Origin of the sequence: Streptomyces sp. NPDC059874 (genome assembly GCF_042731135.1) — a bacterium.
Classification (GTDB): domain Bacteria; phylum Actinomycetota; class Actinomycetes; order Streptomycetales; family Streptomycetaceae; genus Streptomyces.
Map to the genome: position 1 here is coordinate 43,833 of NZ_JBHWJY010000018.1, position 16,245 is coordinate 60,077.

A 16,245-nucleotide genomic window follows, 5' to 3' on the forward strand; every position below is an offset into this window, starting at 1 on the left:
GGGTCAAGGGGGTGGTGGAAACTCGCGAACACCGGGAGTGGTCGGAACGCTACGAGAGGCTCCACTGGCCGACGTCGTCGGCGAGGCCGCCGTTCAGTGCGAACTGCACGGCTGCCAGGGCGGCGTCGTCCGGGAGGTGGAAGGTGACGAAGCCCTCCGTCGTGCCGCCGGGGTCGAGCGTGACGGTCTCGGGGAAGGCCGCTCCGGCGGTCGTATCGGTGTTGAGCCCCGCGAACCGCCGGCCGTCGGCGTCCAGCAGGTGGGCGCAGGACGCCGGGGAGTCCTTGTAGACGACGGAGCCGGTGTTCTCCAGGCGGAACCGGACGGCGACCAGCCGGTTGTCGACCGTGGCGGCCGCAGCGGCCGTGGCGTCCGCGGGGTCGACCAGGCGTGTCAGCGTGACGTCGAGCCGCTCGCCCGGCTCCCGGCCGGTGAGCGGGATCGTCTCCCCGGAACCGCCGGGCCCCGCGCCGAGCAGCAGGGGGAGGGCCAGCACCAGTGCGGCCGGCGCCGCCCTGAGCCGTTCGGGCACTCGGCCACGGCCCCGGGGCATGACGGAACCCTCCGATCCGCGGATCACCCTGCCCACGATCCTCCCCGGCACCGGCCCCCGCCACCCGCACCCGCGTAGGCCCCACAGGCGGTGGGCATCCCGCTAATCCGTTGGAGCTCCGGAGCGGGTCCTGGCATCGTTGGTTTCACCGAAGGGGCGTAGCTCAGCTGGTCAGAGCGCTGGTCTCCAAAACCAGATGTCGCAGGTTCGAATCCTGCCGCCCTTGCAACGGAAACCGTACGAGGCCCACGTCCGCAGTCAGCTGCCGACGTGGGCCTTCGGCGTTCGAGGAGCCGCGCGACACCTCTGGCGGACCGGCCCCGATACCCCAGGCGGCGCGTGACAGGAAACCGGTGCGATTCCGGTGCGGTCCCGCCACTGTGACCGGCCATCTCCCTGCGGTTGATGCCGGACTTGACCTCAAGGACACCTTCGGTGACGTGTCGTGGGAGAAGGTCGTCGAGCGCAAACCCGAGGTCGTCCTCATCTACGACTACGGCGGCACCAGCGTTGAAACCAAGAAGCAGCGCCTGTTGAACGATCCGGCGCTCGCCGAGGTTCCCGCGGTCAAGAACCGGCGGTTCGTCGTGCTGCCGTTGTCCTCGGCGGTGCTCGGTGTGCGCGTCGCCGACGCCGTCGAGTCCCTGAGGCGTCAGCTCCACCCCGACGCCGCGTGAGGCTCCGCACGGCCGCCGTCCTCTGCGCGCCGGCCGCCGCGCTGCTCGCGTCGACCTCAACCTCGCCGCCGCCTACTGCGACCGGCTGTACGTGCTGTCGGGCGGCCGCATCGCGGCCTGCGGGCCGCCGGCCGAGGTGTACGGGGTCCGCGCCCGTGTCGAGGTCGACCCCGACACGGGCGCGCCCACATCGTCCACCTACAGCTCAGGGCCGCTCAGCCCTGCTCGGCCGAGTCCTCCTGATATCCGTACGGGCGCGTGATGATCTCCATCCCGTGCCCGCTCGGGTCCGTGAAGTAGACCCCGCGGCCCCCGTCGTTGTGGTTGATCTCGCCGGGGTGCTTGCCGTGCGGGTCGGCGAAGTAGGTGAGCCCCGCCGCCCGGATCTTCTCGAACGCCACGTCGAACTCCTCCTCGGAGAGGAGGAACGCGTAGTGCTGCACGGTGATGGACCCGGCCGGGATGGTCGCGAAGTCCAGGGTGACGCCGTTGGCGGTTTCGACGGGGATGAAGGGCCCCCACTCGGTTCCGACCTCGAGGCCGAGGATGTGCGCCAGGAATTCGGCGGACTCCCGGTTGTCACGGGAGTGGATGATCGTGTGGTTCAGTTCGACTGACATGAGTGAATGCCTCCGAAAGGCACGTCACGGGCACCTCCATGCCTCACCCAGCCGGTGACCGACACGCGATGCCGTGATCACGATCCTAGGCATGCCATTCGGGTGAAGTCCACCGTGATCCGGCCAACACCCCCCGGACCTCACGAATCCCCGTACACCGCCTTCACGTTGTCCTGCGCCGGATGCGTCCGGCCGGCCGGGCCCGCCGCGAAGACCCGCAGCAGGTTCTCCGTCACCCGGGTCGTCAGCGCTCCGGAGCGCGCGTCCAGGCCGTGGTTCCTTCCGTCACGGCCGTCGCCCGTCGCGTCCAGGGCCTCCACCCACCTCATCGTCCCGGTCGCGAAGACCCCCGCCCCGCCGGCCGTCGTGTAGTACGCCGTGTCCTGATGGCTCGGCCGCCCGTCGCACACCACGGGGGAGTGCGCCAGGATCTCGATCGGTCGGGGCGTCGGGAAGCCGGTGTTCACCTTGTCGTACTCCACCCCGACCAGGTGCTCGAAGCGGTCCCCGGCCTTCACGCCGGTGCCCTCGAACAGCCAGTGGCCGGGGTTCGTCACCACGTACGGGGCGTCCACCGGATAGCCGTCGTAGATCACGCCGAGGAGCGAGCTCTCCGGGTCCGCGCCGGGTGCGGACCGGAAGTCGACCGTCGCCGGATGACCCCGCTTGAACGCCGGGTCCTGGTCGTAGGAGGACTTGTAGCAGACCACCGTCCGGTCCGGCCCGAGCTCGGAGGCCTCCAGCCGGATCCGCCGGAAGCAGCAGTTCGCGCCCAGGATCGCCAGGTTGGTGCCCGCGTCGCGCGCGGCCGTGAGGTGCGCCCGCTGCTCCGGCGACCAGTACTCGTCGTGCCCGAGCGAGAGCACCGCCGCCGCACCCTCCAGCAGCCGCTTCTCCCGGGCCGCGTCGGTGGTGGTCGCGTAGGCGAGGGGGATGCCGAGCCGCTCGGCGAGCGCGATCAGCGGGGCTTCGTACACCAGGAACAGGCCGGCGCCGTCGTCGTACTCGTACGGCCGGTCGAAGGTCACGGACAGGGAGCGCGAGGCGTAGCCGCCGCTGGGGCCGTCGTAGCTGCCGTAGCCGCCCCAGCGGTTGTACGCCTGCCAGGTGGCCACCGCGTTGACCACCACCGTACGACCGGCAGTCGCGGCCGACCGGACGGTCACCGGCACGAAGCGTTGGCCCTCGCCGCCCTGCGCGTCGAGCCGGAGCAGGTAGCAGCCCTCAGGCCAGTCCTTGGTCTCGACCGTGGTGGTACGAGCCCACCGCGTGCGGACCATACGGGTCCCGGCATCCACGGTGTGCTCGGGCTGCCGCGCCCCCGGCAGCGCCTCGGAACGCCACACCAGCCGCGCCCGGGCCCCGCCGTACCAGCCCATCCGGTAGGCGGAGACGGTGAACCGGGGCGCGGTGGTCGACACGTACAGCCCGAACGACTCGCCGGGCAGCACGCTGACCTTGTCCGCGAAGCCCTCGATGGCGCGCGCCGGGCCGGCCTTGCTCACCGGCCAGTCGGCGTTGCCCGGACGGGCGTTCTCCGCCTTGACGTCGAATCCCTGCGGCCGGCTCGCCGACGCGTCCCCGCTCGGAGCGGCGGACCCGCCGGGTCGGTCCCCGCCCTGCATCTCGGCGTCGGCGTCCCCGCCCGCGCAGCCGGACACGGCCCCGAGCCCCGCCACCGTGGCTGCCCCCGTCGCGATCGCGAGGAACCGCCGCCTGCCCGCGCCCCGGCCGTCTCCGGCCGCCCCGGCTATGTGCTCTTGATCCATGGAGGGCACGCTATGTCACGCTTGGGCCCCCGCTTCGACCGACCCACCCAGGCCGTCCCGTCCGGATCTTGCCCGACGCGGGTCAGGCGAGATCCGGACGAGACGGCCCGGATACGCCGTACGTTGTCGGCCATCCGGATTGATCCCGACACGGGGCCCGTTTCCCGCTCCTAGGATGGGCCCCGCCGCTGCTCAGGGCACGGCATTGATGGTCCAGCGCGGGGAGTTGAGGGAATGAAGCGGTTGCGGGCGCTCGTCGCGATCGGGGTCCTGACACTGGGTTCGGCCGGCGCCGGAACCGCTCAGGCCGCTCCGGCCCCCGGGGCCTCCGGGTGCCCGACGGCGGAGATCTTCGCCACGAACAACACGGCGGTCATCACGGATCCGGACGACCCCCGGCTCAGGACGCGCCTGTCGGGCTTCGACCGCGAGGTCCGGAGCATCATCCGTGCCCACGGCGCCCGGCCCGGTGACTCGACGCTGCTGGACGGCGTGTTCTGGTCCGGCCAGGAGCAGCAGGCCACGTACGAGCGGTCGCGGGAGTTCGACGTCGACCGGGTGAGCCCGGCCGGCCTGCACCACATCGCCGACGTCATCCGCAAGGAATACCACCAGGAGTCGGTACTGACCTTCCGCTGCCTGCCGCGCACGTCCTCGGACGTCGACGCGGTGGAGATCCAGGCGCCCGGTGTCAGCCCCACCCGTCTGCGCGACGCCCTGCTCGCCGACCCCGAGGCCCGCGACCGCCTGGGCGGCGGCTCGGTCGCCCTCGACGGCCGCCTGATCCTCATCGCCCCGATCGCCGACCTCCCGCTCGCCCGCAAGCTCACGGAATCGCTCGGCGTGGACTGGAACCGTGCCGAAGTACGTTACGGCGACGAGGAGTTCGTGGGCTAGGCCCACCCTTCAGACGGCCTGGTCCTCGGTGTCCTCGTTGTCCTCGGTGTCTTGGGGCTCATAACTCTGGAACAAGTGGGTGTCGAAGTAGCGGGCGGTGGAGAGCGGATGCCGCCGGTCGGTGAGCATCCGGTGGACGAACTCGGCCGTGGTGCCGTCGAATCGCACCCACGAGTCGGGCACGTCCTGCGTCACGAGCACGGGCCACTTGTCGGGGTCCGGGCCGTCGGTGAGCCAGAAGCACTGGTCGGCCTGTTCGGAGCTCGCCCACTCCAGCAGCCCGCCGGGGGTCGGGTACGCCTCGTACGGCTCCCACAGGCCGCGGCCCGCCGCGGACCGCTCGGCAGACCGGACGATGTCCTCTCTCGGGAAACGCGCGTCGGGCATGCGCATCGTGAGGAAGCCGTCGAAGGCGCCGAACCCGAAGAGCTCGACGAGCCGCTTGTAATCACCGGGCAGCGCCGTCCCGAGCCGCGCCTCCACGTCCGCCCAATCGAACGTACGGGTCCGGGTAGCGTCCCACCCGGTGACGGCGACCACCGCGTCCACCCAGGAAGCCCCCTCGGGCAACTCCGCCGCCGGATCCTCCCGTTCGGCGACAAGCAGCACGAGCCGTACGTCCTCCTCGAAGCGGGCGGCGCCACAGCCGATCCACCGGCCCCCGTACGCCCACGCGCGCATCTCGACGATCCGGTCGCCGAACGGGTCCAGGAGCGGCAACCCCGTCCTCGGGGACACCGTCGGATCGACGAAGCCGCCCGCGGCGAGATTGCGCGGCTGCCCGAGCCCCCCGCTCAGCGCCCGCTGGAGCGTGGGGAGGTCGTACTCCTCCGGGGGAGCCAGGCAGACGTGCCCCGCGGCGTGCCCCGACTCGCCGCACTTCAGCTCGCCCGGGCCCGGCCGCGCGACGCCGAAGACAGCCGAGAGCAGTTCTGCTTGTTCGTCCATGGCCGTATTGAAGCGGATACCACTGACGTCGAAGCCGACGGCTCATTCCACGTGCTCGCGGTAACGCTCGATCACCTCCCGCAACACCTCAGAGCCGTCCCGGGCCCACAGCCCCGGGTTGAAGATCTCCACCTCCACCGGGCCCCGGTAGCCGGCCACGTCCGTCAGTTCCCGGAAGGACCGGAGATCGATGGATCCGTCGCCCAGCTGCCCGCGCCCCAGCAATACGCCCTCCGGCAGTGGAGTCACCCAGTCCGCCACCTGGACCGACACGATGCGACCGCCCTCCCCGGCCCGGAACAGGTCCGCGGGGAGCCGCTCGTCCCACCACAGGTGGTAGGAGTCGACCACCACCCCGACCTCCTCGGCCGGGAACAGCTCGGCGAGATCGAGGGCCTGGCCGAGGGTGGACACCACGCAGCGGTCCGAGGCGTACATCGGGTGCAGTGGCTCGATGCCCAGCCGTATCCCGTGCCGGGTCGCCCACGGCGCCAGTTCACCGAGGATGTCGGCGATCCGGCCGCGCGCGCCGACCAGGTCCCGGTCGCCGCCGGGAAGCCCGCCCGAAACCAGGACGAGCGTGTCGGCGCCCAGCTCGGCAGCCTCCTCCACGGCCCGGCGGTTGTCGTCGAGCGCGGCGGCCCGGCCGCTCGGGTCCGCGGCGGTGAAGAAGCCGCCCCGGCACAGCGAGCTGACGCGCAGACCCGCCCCGGAGACCAGCTTCGCGGTCTTCCGCACACCGTGCTCGCGGACGGGATCGCGCCACAGCCCGACCGCGCCCACTCCGGCCGCCGTGCACCCGGCGACCAGTTCGGGCAGCGACCACTGGCGGATCGTCTCCTGATTGATGCTCAGCCGGGCGGGGGAGGGGATCACGATTCCACCCCGTGTACGGAGAGCAGCCGGCGCATCCGGTCTTCCGCCAGCCCCGGGTCGGGGAACAGCCCCAGTCCGTCGGCCAGTTCGTACGCGGTCGCCAGGTGCGGGAGTGACCGGGCCGACTGCAACCCGCCCACCATCGTGAAGTGCTCCTGGTACCCGGCCAGCCAGGCGAGCAGGACCACTCCCGTCTTGTAGAACCGGGTCGGCGGGGCGAAGAGGTGTCTCGACAGGGGGACCGTCGGATCCAGCAGTTCCCGAAAGCCGCTGACGTCGTCCCGGTCGAGCGCGAGCGCGGCCCGCGCCGCGATCGGGGCGATCGGATCGAAGATCCCCAGCAGCGCGTCGCCGACCAGCTCCCCGTCCCCGGCGATCAGTTCCGGGTAGTGATAGTCGTCGCCCGTGTAGCAGCGCACCCCCGCCGGCAGCCGCCGCCGGATGTCCACCTCCCGCTCCGCGTCCAGCAGCGAGACCTTGACGCCGTCCACCTTCTCCGGGCACTCGGCGATGACCTTCAGGAACACCTCCGTGGCCTCGTCGAGGTCGGAGTGTCCCCAATAGCCGGTCAGCGCGGGGTCGAACATCGGCCCCAGCCAGTGCACTACGACAGGCCGCGCGCACTGCCGGAGCAGGCCGCCGTACACCTGCACATAGTCATCCGGGCCGCGGGCCGCGGCGGCCAGCGCCCGCGAGGCCATCAGAACGGCCCCCGCCCCGGACGCCTCGGTGTGCGCGAGCTGCTCCTCGTACGCGGCGGTGATCGCGGCAAGCGAGTACGGGCCACCGGCGGACAGCTGGTCGGTGCCCGCGCCGCAGACGATCCGGCCGCCGACCTCCCGGGCCTCGGCCGCCGAGCGGCGGATCAACTCCGCCGCGGTCGGCCAGTCCAGGCCCATCCCGCGCTGTGCGGTGTCCATCGCCTCGGCGACCCCGAGCCCCTGGGACCAGAGGCGGTGGCGGAAGGCCAGGGTGGCCTCCCAGTCGACCGCGGGGGCGGCCTCGGCCGACGCGGCCAGTGGATCGGCGACCACGTGCGCGGCCGAGTAGAACATGCGGCTGTGGGCGGGGCCGCACGCGAGCGGTGCGAAGGGGTCGGTGTTCGGGCGGTGCAGGCGGTACCCGCCGTCCGCCGAGGGGAGCCGGATGCTCACAGGGTCACCTCCGGCACCGGAAGCCGCCGGCCCTCGGCCGAGGAGCGCAGTCCGAGGTCGGCGAGCTGCACCCCGCGCGCGCCGGCCAGCAGGTCCCACCGCCAGGGCTCGTCGAGCACCACGTGCCGTAGGAAGAGCTCCCACTGGGCCTTGAAGCCGTTGTCTGCGGGGGCGTTGTCCGGGACCTCCTGCCACTGGGAACGGAAGGGCTCCGACTGCGGCAGATCCGGGTTCCACACCGGCTTGGGGGTCGCCGCGCGATGCTGGACACGGCACCCGCGCAACCCGGCGACGGCCGACCCGTGCGTGCCGTCCACCTGGAACTCCACCAGTTCGTCGCGGTTGACCCGAACCGCCCAGGAGGAGTTGATCTGTGCGACCACCCCGCCCTCCAGCTCGAAGATCCCGTACGCCGCGTCGTCCGCCGTCGCCTCGTACGGCTTGCCCTCCTCGTCCCAACGGCGGCCGATGTGGGTGCGGTGCAGTGCCTGCACCGTCTCCACCCGGCCGAACAGCTCGTGGAGCAGGTACTCCCAGTGCGGGAACATGTCGGCGACGATGCCTCCGCCGTCCTGCGAGCGGTAGTTCCACGAAGGCCGCTGGGCGGGCTGCCAGTCCCCCTCGAAGACCCAGTACCCGAACTCCCCCCGCACGGACAGGATCTCGCCGAAGAAGCCGCCGTCGATCAGCCGCCTCAGCTTGAGCAGGCCCGGCAGGAACAGCTTGTCCTGGACCACACCGTGCTTGATCCCCGCGGCCGAGGCCAGCCGGGCCAGCTCCAGCGAGGACGCGAAGCCCAGAGCGGTCGGCTTCTCGCAGTAGAGGTGCTTGCCGGCCGCTATGGCCTGTCGTACCGCCGCCTCGCGGGCGCCGGTGACCTGCGCGTCGAAGTAGATCTCCACCTCGGGGTCGGCCAGCACGGCCGCGAGGTCCGTGCCGACGTGCTCCAGCCCGTGCTGCTCGGCGATCGCGCGCAGGGCGGGTTCCCGGCGCCCCACGAGCACCGGTTCCGGCCACAGCACCGTGCCGTCGCCCAGGTCCAGGCCGCCCTGCTCGCGCAGGGCGAGGAGTGACCGGACCAGATGCTGCCGGTACCCCATGCGCCCGGTGACGCCGTTCATGGCGATCTTGATCGTCCTACGCTCCACGATGTCCCTCCCGATGACAGAAAGCGCTTTCATTCCTGCCAGGCTAGGGCCGGGATTCTTCGCCGCGCAAGACTCGAACGAGTGATGGAAAGCGCTTTCTCGATCTGAGACCATGGATGCCCGAGGACCGGATGAGACGATGACCCGGGTTCAACAGAGGAGGGGTGCGGTATGGCGGTGACTCTCGCCGAGGTCGCGGCGCACGCGGGTGTGTCGCCCGCCACGGTCTCGCGCGTATTGAACGGCGGCTATCCGGTGGCCGGTACCACCCGGACCCGCGTGGAGCGGGCGGTCGAAGAGCTCGGCTACGTGGTGAACGGCCCCGCCCGCGCGCTCGCGGCCGCCACCTCCGACCTCGTCGGAATCCTTGTCCACGACGTCGCCGACAGCTTCTTCGGAATCCTGGCCGGCTCCCTGCAGAGCGCCTTGGCGCCCGTCGGCACGGGAGGCGCCCGCCGGCTCGCCTTCGTCTGCAACACCGAGGGAGTCCCCGAGGCCGAGCTGGCCTACCTCGCCCTGCTGGAAGGACAGCGGGCCGGCGGCCTCGTCCTCACCGGCGGCGCCGTAGAGGACCACGAGCACACCGCGGCACTGGCCGCCCGCATCGCGCGCGTGGCGACCAACGGAGCCCCCGTCGTCCTCTGCGGGCGGCCACCGCTGCCCGTGCCCGCCGGGCTGCCCGTCGCCACCGTGATGTTCGACGACCGCGGCGGCGCCTTCCGCCTCGCCGAGCACCTGCTGTCGCTCGGTCACCGCCGGATCGCCTACGTCGCCGGACCGCCCGGGCTGAGCACCACCCGCGAGCGGCTCGCCGGACACGACGCCGCCCTGCTGCGGCACGACCCGGGCCTGGCCCAGGCCTGCGCCGAGCTCACCGTGCACGCCGGCTTCGAGCGCGCGGCGGGTTATGACGCCACCCGCGAACTCCTGCGCCGCGGGGCGCGCTTCACCGCCGTGGCCGCGGCCAACGACACCGTGGCCACCGGAGTCGCCGCGGCCCTGCGCGAGGCGGGCATACGGATCCCCGAGGACGTCTCCGTCGCCGGCTTCGACGACCTCCCGATCTGCGCCGACACCGCCCCCGCCCTCACCACCGTGCGCGTGCCCCTGCGCGAGGCCGGCGTACTCGCCGCCCAACTGGTCACGGGCCGCCGCCCGCTGCCGCCGGGCGGGATCACCACCCTGCCCACCGAGCTGATGGTGCGGGCCTCCACCGCACCACCCCCGGCCGAAGGGGGCCGCCGGTGAAGTACGCCCTCTCCACGCTCGGCCTGCCCGGCACCCCCCTCGACCACAGCGCCGCCCTCGCGGCGTCCCAAGGGTTCGACGGCCTCGAACTGCGCGCCCATCCCGAGGAACCCCTGCACCCCGGCGCCCCCGCCGCCGAACGCACCGCAGGAGTAAGGACCTTGGCCGCCGCCGGAGTCAGCGTGCTGGGGATCGCGGGCTACGCCCGGGTGGCCGCCCCCGGCGAGGACGAGCCGGTCCTCGCCGAACTACGGGACCTGGTCCGGCTCGCCGCCGACCTGGAAGCCCCGTACGTCCGCCTCTTCCCCGGCGGCGGTGACCAGTCCGAAGCGACCGCCGACGCCCATGCCGTCCGCCGGCTGCGGGCCGCAGCGCCGTTCGCCGAGCGGCACGGCGTGCGCATCCTGTTGGAGACGCACGACTCCCACCGCACCGCCGCCGCGGCGGCCCGCGTCCTCGACGCGGTCGCGCGTCCCGGAGTCGGAGCGCTGTGGGACGTACTTCACACCTGGCTGGGCGGCGAATCCCCCGCCGAGTCGCGACGGGCGCTCGGCGCGCACCTGGGCTACGTCCAGGTGAAGGACGTGGCATCGGCGCAGGAGCTCACCCCGCTGGGGCTGGGCGCCGGGGTGCTTCCGCTCGCCGAGGCGGTGGCGGCTGCGCCGCCCGACGGCTGGCTCTGCTGGGAGTACGAGAAGCGCTGGTACCCCGATGCCGCCGAGCTGCCGGGACAGCTCGCGCGGGGCCGGGCGTACCTGGAATGGCTGGTGGCGGCCTGCCATGAGCCGGAGGAGACGATCTAGTGCTGTGACCCGGTGAACCTTTCCGGTCACAGCACTAGATCCGGATGGTCAGGAGGGGGAGCAGCTCCAGGTGTTGGCGGGGGGAGTCGTCCTGGGCGCCGGCAGCCAGTCGGTCCAGCAGGAGCGCCGCCGCCCGCGCCCCCACCTCGCGCTTGGCCGGGGCCACCGCCGAGAGCGGCACGTCGGCCATCCCGGCCACCTCGTCGTCGTACGTGATCACGGCCAGGTCCTCCGGCACCCGTACGCCCCGGGCCTGGAGCCGCGGGATCAGCATGATCGCGTCGGTGTCGCTGTGGATCAGGGCGGCGGTCACCCCACCCTTCGCCACCGCGTCGCACAGGTAGTCCAGTGTCCGGGCGAACAGGTCCGCCTCCGAGAGCGGGCCCGCTCCGGCCACCGGCCATTCCGGAGCCGGCTCCAGCCCCAGCGCGGCCACGGCGGCCTCGTACCCCGCCCGCAGCCGGGCCGAGGTTGGGGTCGACCGGCTGGCGAGGGCGATCCGCCGGTGGCCCAGCTCCACCAGGTGCTGTACGGCCCGGGCCGCGCCGTGCGCGTGGTCGGACGCCACTCGGTCCAGGCCCGCCGCAGGGTGTCCCGGTGGCGCCCATCGCTCCACCAGCACCGTGGGGACCGGCAGTTCCGCCGTCCAGGCCCCCTCCCCGGGCCCGGGCGACCCGGCTTCCCAGTTCGGGGTCAGCAGGAGACCGTCCGCGCCGGTGGACAGCAGCCGGTCCGCCTGCGTCCGGTCCTCGCCGGCCAGGTACCGCGTCAGCCCCACGGTCAGTCGCGCGCCCCGTGCCTCGACGGCCTCGCGGGCCCCGCGTACGACGTCGGCGTAGTAGTACTCGGTCGTCGGGACCACCATTCCGACCACCAGGCCCTCGGCGCTGCTCCCGGCGGCCGCGGAGGTCAGGGCGGAAGTCGAAGCCGTGGCGGACACCGCGGTCGGCGTGCGCCCAGCCTCCACCCGGCTGATCACCCCGTGCATCCGGTGGATCTCTCCCCGGGCCGCCATCGCCTCGATGTCCCGCCGCAGCGTGACGGGGGAGATGCCGAGCTCCTGGGCCAGCTCCGCCACCCGCACGCTGCCCCGCGCCCGCACGAGTTCGCGCACCCGCGCTTGACGTTGATCTACATGTGGTCTCACGTGTCCCCCTGACGTGGTGACGGTCCGCTGCCGCGAGTCGGTAGACACCATCATAGGGAATCGATGCGATCGATACGATCGTTTCCGATCAACTGGTCATTGACTGGGAGGTCGGCGCGTTCATATATTCGGGTTCGACCCCGGCCGCACCCCGGTCGTCACCCCGGTCGTCACCCCTCCAGTGAGAGAAGCTCGTCACGTGAAGCGCACGAGTGCCCGCCTCGCCGACGGTCGCGAGATCTTCTACTACGACACCGGTGAGGGAGCGGCCCGGGCCTTCCCCGACACCCGTCCGCTCGACGCTACGGCCGTCGCGAGCAGCTCCGAGGTGCGGCGCGATCCGCTGCTCGGAGACCACGTCGTCATCGCCTCCCACCGACAGGGCCGCACCTACCACCCGCCCGCCGACGAGTGCCCGCTCTGCCCCTCCACGGGCGGACGCGCGAGCGAGATCCCGGCCCCCGACTACGAGGTGGCGGTCTTCGAGAACCGCTTCCCCTCCCTCGCCGGCGACACCGGCCGCTGCGAGGTCATCTGCTTCACCCCGGACCACCGCACCTCCTTCGCCGAACTCGACGAGGAGCGCGCCGCGCTGGTGCTGGCCGCCTGGACCGACCGCACCGCCGAACTCTCCGCCCGCGAAGGCGTCCGACAGGTCTACTGCTTCGAGAACCGCGGCACCGAGATCGGTGTCACCCTCGCCCACCCGCACGGCCAGATCTACGCCTTCCCCTTCACCACGGCCCGCACCACGCGGATGCTCGCCACCGTCGACGCCCACCGCGCGCGCACCGGCGGCAACCTGTTCGACGAGGTCCTGGCCGCCGAGCGCGCCGAACCCGCCGCCGGCAGCCGCGTCGTCCTCGAAGCGGAGCACTGGACCGCCTTCGTGCCCTACGCCGCGCGCTGGCCGTACGAGGTCCACCTCTATCCGCACCACCGGGTCCCCGACCTGCCCGCCCTGGGCGACGCGGCCCGCGCCGAGTTCCCCCGGGTGTACCTGGAACTGCTGCGCCGCTTCGACCGGCTCTTCGACCGGCCCGACCCGACGCCGTACATCTCCGCCTGGCACCAGGCCCCGACCGGAGACGGCCGCGAGGACTTCGCACTCCATTTGGAGATGTTCACGGTCCGGCGCTCCGCGGACAAGCTGAAGTACCTCGCGGGGACCGAATCCGGCATGGAGGCCTACATGAACGACGTCCGGCCCGAGGACGCGGCCGCCCGGCTGAGGGCGGTGGCGAGCGCGTGAGCAGGGCGGCGCAGGAGTTCATCGAGCTGTACGGACACCCGCCCGAGGGGGTCTGGGCGGCCCCCGGCCGGGTCAACCTGATCGGCGAACACACCGACTACAACGACGGGTTCGCCCTGCCCTTCGCGATCCCGCAGCGCACCGAGGTGGCGGCCGCCCCGCGTACGGACGGGACCCTCAGGTTCCACTCCGCCGACGCCCCCTCCGGAGTGGTCACCCTCGACCTCTCCGACCTCGACCCCGCACGCCCTCCGCGAGGCTCCGACAGCTGGGCCGCCTACCCCGCCGGGGTCGTCTGGGCCCTGCTGGACGCCGGCCTTCCGGTCGGGGGAGTCGATCTGCACGTACGGTCCGAAGTGCCGAACGGCGCCGGCCTGTCCTCCTCCGCCGCCCTGGAAGTGGCCACCGGGCTGGCCCTCACCGACCTGTACGGGCTCCCGCTCACCCGCCCCGAACTGGCCGCGCTCGCCCGGCGCGCGGAGAACGCGTACGTCGGCGTCCCCTGCGGGGTCATGGACCAGATGGCCTCGGCCTGCTCGACCGAAGGGCACGCCCTCCACCTGGACACCCGCAGCCTCGAACAGCGGCACATCCCCTTCGACTGTGCGGCGGCGGGCCTGCGCCTGCTCGTCATCGACACCCGCGTCAAACACGCCCTCGCCGACGGGGCCTACGCCCGGCGCCGCGCCTCCTGCCACGAGGCGGCAGCGGAACTCGGCGTACCGGCCCTCCGCGACCTCCCGTACGGGGACCTGGAGCGGGCGCTGGCCCGGCTCGGCGACCCGGTTCGGCGCAAGCGGGTCCGGCACGTCGTCACCGAGAACGAACGGGTCGTACGGATCGAGGAGTTGCTGCGCGCCGGGCGGCTGCGCGAGACCGGCCCGCTGCTCAGCGAGGGGCACCGCTCGCTGCGCGACGACTACGAGGTCTCCTGCCCGGAACTCGACCTCGCGGTGGCCACCGCCGAAGCGGCCGGGGCGTACGGATCGCGGATGACGGGCGGCGGCTTCGGCGGCTCCGCCCTGGCCCTGATCGACGCGGACGCCGAGGAGACGGTGAGCCGCGCCCTGGCGGAGGCCTTCGGTCGGGCGGGGTTCACGCCGCCGTCCATCACCGCGGCCGCCCCGTCAGCCGGAGCGACCCGCCTAGACTGATCACTTGGTCGATCTCGCAGCCGACGAACGTGGAGGAACGAATCACATGCGCCATCTCCCCCTGGGCAGTTCAGGCCTTCAGGTCTCCGCCGTCGGCCTCGGCTGCAACAACTTCGGCGGCCGCCTCGACGCCCGAGCCACCCGCGCCGTGGTCGACGCCGCCCTCGACGCGGGCATCACCCTCCTCGACACCGCCGACATCTACGGCGGCCTCGGCGGCTCCGAGAGTCACCTCGGCCAGGCCCTCAAGGGCCGCCGCGACCAGGTCGTCCTCGCCACCAAGTTCGGCTTCGCCGGGATGGACATGAAGTACGGGCCCGCCGCCGGATCCCGCGGCGGCCGCGCCTACATCCGGCGGGCCGTCGAGGAGTCCCTGCGTCGCCTCGACACGGACCACATCGACCTCTACCAGCTGCACAGCCCCGACCCGGCCACCCCGATCGCAGAGACCCTGGCCGCGCTCACCGAGCTCGTCACCGAGGGCAAGGTCCGCTACATCGGCCACTCCAACCTCAGTGCCTGGCAGCTCGCCGAAGCCGCCCACGTCGCCCGCGAGACGGGCGCGGCGCCCTTCGTGTCGGCGCAGAACCAGTGGTCGCTGCTGGAGCGGTCGGCCGAACGCGAACTGGTCCCGGCGGCCCTGCACTACGGCGTCGGCGTGCTCCCGTACTTCCCGCTCGCCAACGGCCTGCTCACCGGCAAGATCCGCCGGGGCGCACCCGTCCCGGCCGGCTCCCGCCTCGAAGGCCGCGACGCCTACGTCACCGAGCAGCGCCTGGACGTGGTCGAAGCGCTCGCCGCCCTCGCCGAGAAGCACGGCCGCAGCGTCCTCGAACTCGCCATCGGTTGGCTCTGTGCCCAGCCCGGCTGCGCCTCCGTCATCGCCGGAGCCACCTCCGCCGAGCAGGTGCGCGCCAACGCGGCCGTCGCCGACCGCCCGCTGGACGCCGAGCTGCTCGCCGAGATCGACGCCATCGCCCCGGCCGCCGCGTGACCGGCGGCCCGCTCCTGCGCTGCGCGCTCCTCGACGACTTCCAGGGGGTCGCCGCCACCGCCGCCGACTGGTCGCCGCTCGCCGGCCGCGTCGAGGTGGTGAGCTTCCCCGACCACACGGCCGACGAGGACGAACTGGTCGCCCGGCTCGCCGGCTTCGACATCGTCGTCACCCTGCGCGAACGCGTGCCCTTCCCCGGCTCGCTGCTCGACCGGCTGCCCCGCCTGCGCCTGCTCATCGCCTCCGGCATGCGCAACACGGTCATCGACCACGCGGCCGCCGAACGGTGTGGAGTGACCGTCTGCGGCACCGCCAGCTCCTCCACGCCGCCCGTTGAACTGACCTGGGCCCTGCTGCTCGGCCTGGCCCGCGGCCTGGTCCAGGAGTCCGCCGCCCTCCGGGCCGGCGGCCCCTGGCAGCAGACGGTCGGCGCCGACCTCCACGGGCAGCGCCTCGGACTGCTCGGCCTCGGCAAGATCGGCAGCAAGGTCGCCCAGGTCGGACTCGCCTTCGGCATGGACGTCGTGGCCTGGAGCAGCAACCTCACCAAGGAACGGGCCGACGAGGTGGGGGTCGCCCTCGCGCCCTCCAAGGAGGAGCTCCTGGCCACCAGCGACTTCGTCTCCGTCCACCTCGCGCTCGGCGAGCGCACCCGCGGCTTGATCGGCGCCCCCGAGCTGGCCCTGATGCGTTCGACCGGCTACCTGGTCAACACCTCCCGGGCGGCCATCGTCGACCAGGACGCGCTCCTCGAAGCCCTGCACGCGGGCCGGATCGCGGGCGCGGGCATCGACGTCTTCGACATCGAGCCGCTGCCGGCGGACCACCCCCTGCGGACGGCGCCGCGACTGCTCGCCACCCCACACCTGGGCTATGTGACCCGGGCCAACTACGCCACGTACTACGGCGAAGCCGTCGAGGACATCATCGCGTTCCTCGACGGCTCACCCGTACGCGTACTCGGCTAGTGCTGTGACCCCGGGGTTCTCCCGTTCAGGACGCTCG

The 16,245-nt window shown here is 72.6% G+C and carries 16 protein-coding genes and 1 tRNA gene; 9 read left to right on the forward strand and 8 right to left on the reverse strand.

What is annotated here, in order from left to right; translation table 11 throughout:
- Positions 1–49: 49 nt before the first annotated feature.
- Positions 50–553 (reverse strand): hypothetical protein, encoded by a 504-nt coding sequence (locus ACFV9H_RS13270; protein ID WP_385397131.1) that lies wholly within the window; start codon positions 551–553, stop codon positions 50–52.
- A gap of 152 nt (positions 554–705) precedes the next feature.
- Here ACFV9H_RS13270 and ACFV9H_RS13275 point away from each other — a divergent pair.
- Together ACFV9H_RS13275 and ACFV9H_RS13280 are read left to right on the forward strand one after the other, a co-directional pair.
- Positions 706–779: transfer RNA gene (locus ACFV9H_RS13275), tRNA-Trp, on the forward strand.
- 154 nt (positions 780–933) lie between these two features.
- Entirely contained in the window at positions 934–1,230 is a 297-nt protein-coding gene (locus tag ACFV9H_RS13280; protein WP_385397133.1) for an ABC transporter substrate-binding protein, read from the forward strand.
- Between the two features lie 215 nt (positions 1,231–1,445).
- Here ACFV9H_RS13280 and ACFV9H_RS13285 read toward each other — a convergent pair whose 3' ends face one another.
- Positions 1,446–1,850, reverse strand: a complete 405-nt coding sequence (locus ACFV9H_RS13285) for a VOC family protein (RefSeq protein ID WP_385397135.1) — start codon at positions 1,848–1,850, stop codon at positions 1,446–1,448.
- A 140-nt stretch (positions 1,851–1,990) separates the two neighbouring features.
- On the reverse strand, positions 1,991–3,619 hold the full coding sequence (locus ACFV9H_RS13290) for a N,N-dimethylformamidase beta subunit family domain-containing protein (protein WP_385397137.1): 1,629 nt from the start codon (positions 3,617–3,619) through the stop codon (positions 1,991–1,993).
- 234 nt (positions 3,620–3,853) lie between these two features.
- On the opposite strand from ACFV9H_RS13290, the gene ACFV9H_RS13295 reads away from it, so the two are divergent.
- Complete coding sequence (locus ACFV9H_RS13295) at positions 3,854–4,516, forward strand: hypothetical protein (protein ID WP_385397139.1); 663 nt, start codon at positions 3,854–3,856, stop codon at positions 4,514–4,516.
- A 9-nt stretch (positions 4,517–4,525) separates the two neighbouring features.
- On the opposite strand, the gene ACFV9H_RS13300 is transcribed toward ACFV9H_RS13295, so the two are convergent.
- The 4 genes from ACFV9H_RS13300 to ACFV9H_RS13315 are packed head-to-tail and all read right to left on the reverse strand — an operon-like array spanning position 4,526 to position 8,615.
- The gene (locus ACFV9H_RS13300; protein WP_385397141.1) at positions 4,526–5,464 is read right to left on the reverse strand and encodes an SMI1/KNR4 family protein; all 939 of its coding nucleotides are present in this window, start codon (positions 5,462–5,464) and stop codon (positions 4,526–4,528) included.
- Positions 5,465–5,506: 42 nt separating this feature from the next.
- On the reverse strand, positions 5,507–6,340 hold the full coding sequence (locus tag ACFV9H_RS13305) for a sugar phosphate isomerase/epimerase family protein (protein WP_385397143.1): 834 nt from the start codon (positions 6,338–6,340) through the stop codon (positions 5,507–5,509).
- Positions 6,337–7,494, reverse strand: coding sequence for a dihydrodipicolinate synthase family protein (locus ACFV9H_RS13310; RefSeq protein ID WP_385397145.1), 1,158 nt, complete (start codon positions 7,492–7,494; stop codon positions 6,337–6,339). The genes ACFV9H_RS13305 and ACFV9H_RS13310 overlap by 4 nt, the downstream gene beginning before the upstream one ends.
- The gene (locus ACFV9H_RS13315; protein ID WP_385397251.1) at positions 7,491–8,615 is read right to left on the reverse strand and encodes a Gfo/Idh/MocA family protein; all 1,125 of its coding nucleotides are present in this window, start codon (positions 8,613–8,615) and stop codon (positions 7,491–7,493) included. Before ACFV9H_RS13315 ends, ACFV9H_RS13310 begins: the two co-directional genes overlap by 4 nt.
- 198 nt (positions 8,616–8,813) lie before the next feature.
- Here ACFV9H_RS13315 and ACFV9H_RS13320 point away from each other — a divergent pair, with 198 nt between their 5' ends.
- Both ACFV9H_RS13320 and ACFV9H_RS13325 read left to right on the forward strand, forming a co-directional pair.
- On the forward strand, positions 8,814–9,890 hold the full coding sequence (locus ACFV9H_RS13320) for a LacI family DNA-binding transcriptional regulator (RefSeq protein WP_385397147.1): 1,077 nt from the start codon (positions 8,814–8,816) through the stop codon (positions 9,888–9,890).
- Entirely contained in the window at positions 9,887–10,693 is an 807-nt protein-coding gene (locus tag ACFV9H_RS13325) for a sugar phosphate isomerase/epimerase family protein (protein WP_385397149.1), read from the forward strand. The genes ACFV9H_RS13320 and ACFV9H_RS13325 overlap by 4 nt, the downstream gene beginning before the upstream one ends.
- Positions 10,694–10,727: 34 nt before the next feature.
- On the opposite strand, the gene ACFV9H_RS13330 is transcribed toward ACFV9H_RS13325, so the two are convergent.
- Positions 10,728–11,840, reverse strand: coding sequence for a substrate-binding domain-containing protein (locus ACFV9H_RS13330; RefSeq protein ID WP_385397151.1), 1,113 nt, complete (start codon positions 11,838–11,840; stop codon positions 10,728–10,730).
- 199 nt (positions 11,841–12,039) lie between these two features.
- On the opposite strand from ACFV9H_RS13330, the gene galT reads away from it, so the two are divergent.
- The 4 genes from galT to ACFV9H_RS13350 are packed head-to-tail and all read left to right on the forward strand — an operon-like array spanning position 12,040 to position 16,208.
- Entirely contained in the window at positions 12,040–13,092 is a 1,053-nt protein-coding gene (gene galT, locus ACFV9H_RS13335; protein WP_385397152.1) for a galactose-1-phosphate uridylyltransferase, read from the forward strand.
- Positions 13,089–14,246 carry a galactokinase gene (galK, locus tag ACFV9H_RS13340; RefSeq protein ID WP_385397154.1) on the forward strand — a complete coding sequence of 386 codons (1,158 nt, stop codon included), beginning with the start codon at positions 13,089–13,091 and terminating at the stop codon, positions 14,244–14,246. Before galT ends, galK begins: the two co-directional genes overlap by 4 nt.
- A gap of 46 nt (positions 14,247–14,292) precedes the next feature.
- A complete protein-coding gene (locus tag ACFV9H_RS13345; RefSeq protein WP_385397156.1) occupies positions 14,293–15,240 on the forward strand; it encodes an aldo/keto reductase in 948 nt (315 codons plus the stop codon).
- Positions 15,237–16,208: a D-2-hydroxyacid dehydrogenase family protein gene (locus ACFV9H_RS13350; protein ID WP_385397158.1), complete on the forward strand. Its 972-nt coding sequence runs from the start codon at positions 15,237–15,239 to the stop codon at positions 16,206–16,208. Before ACFV9H_RS13345 ends, ACFV9H_RS13350 begins: the two co-directional genes overlap by 4 nt.
- Positions 16,209–16,245 lie beyond the last annotated feature (37 nt).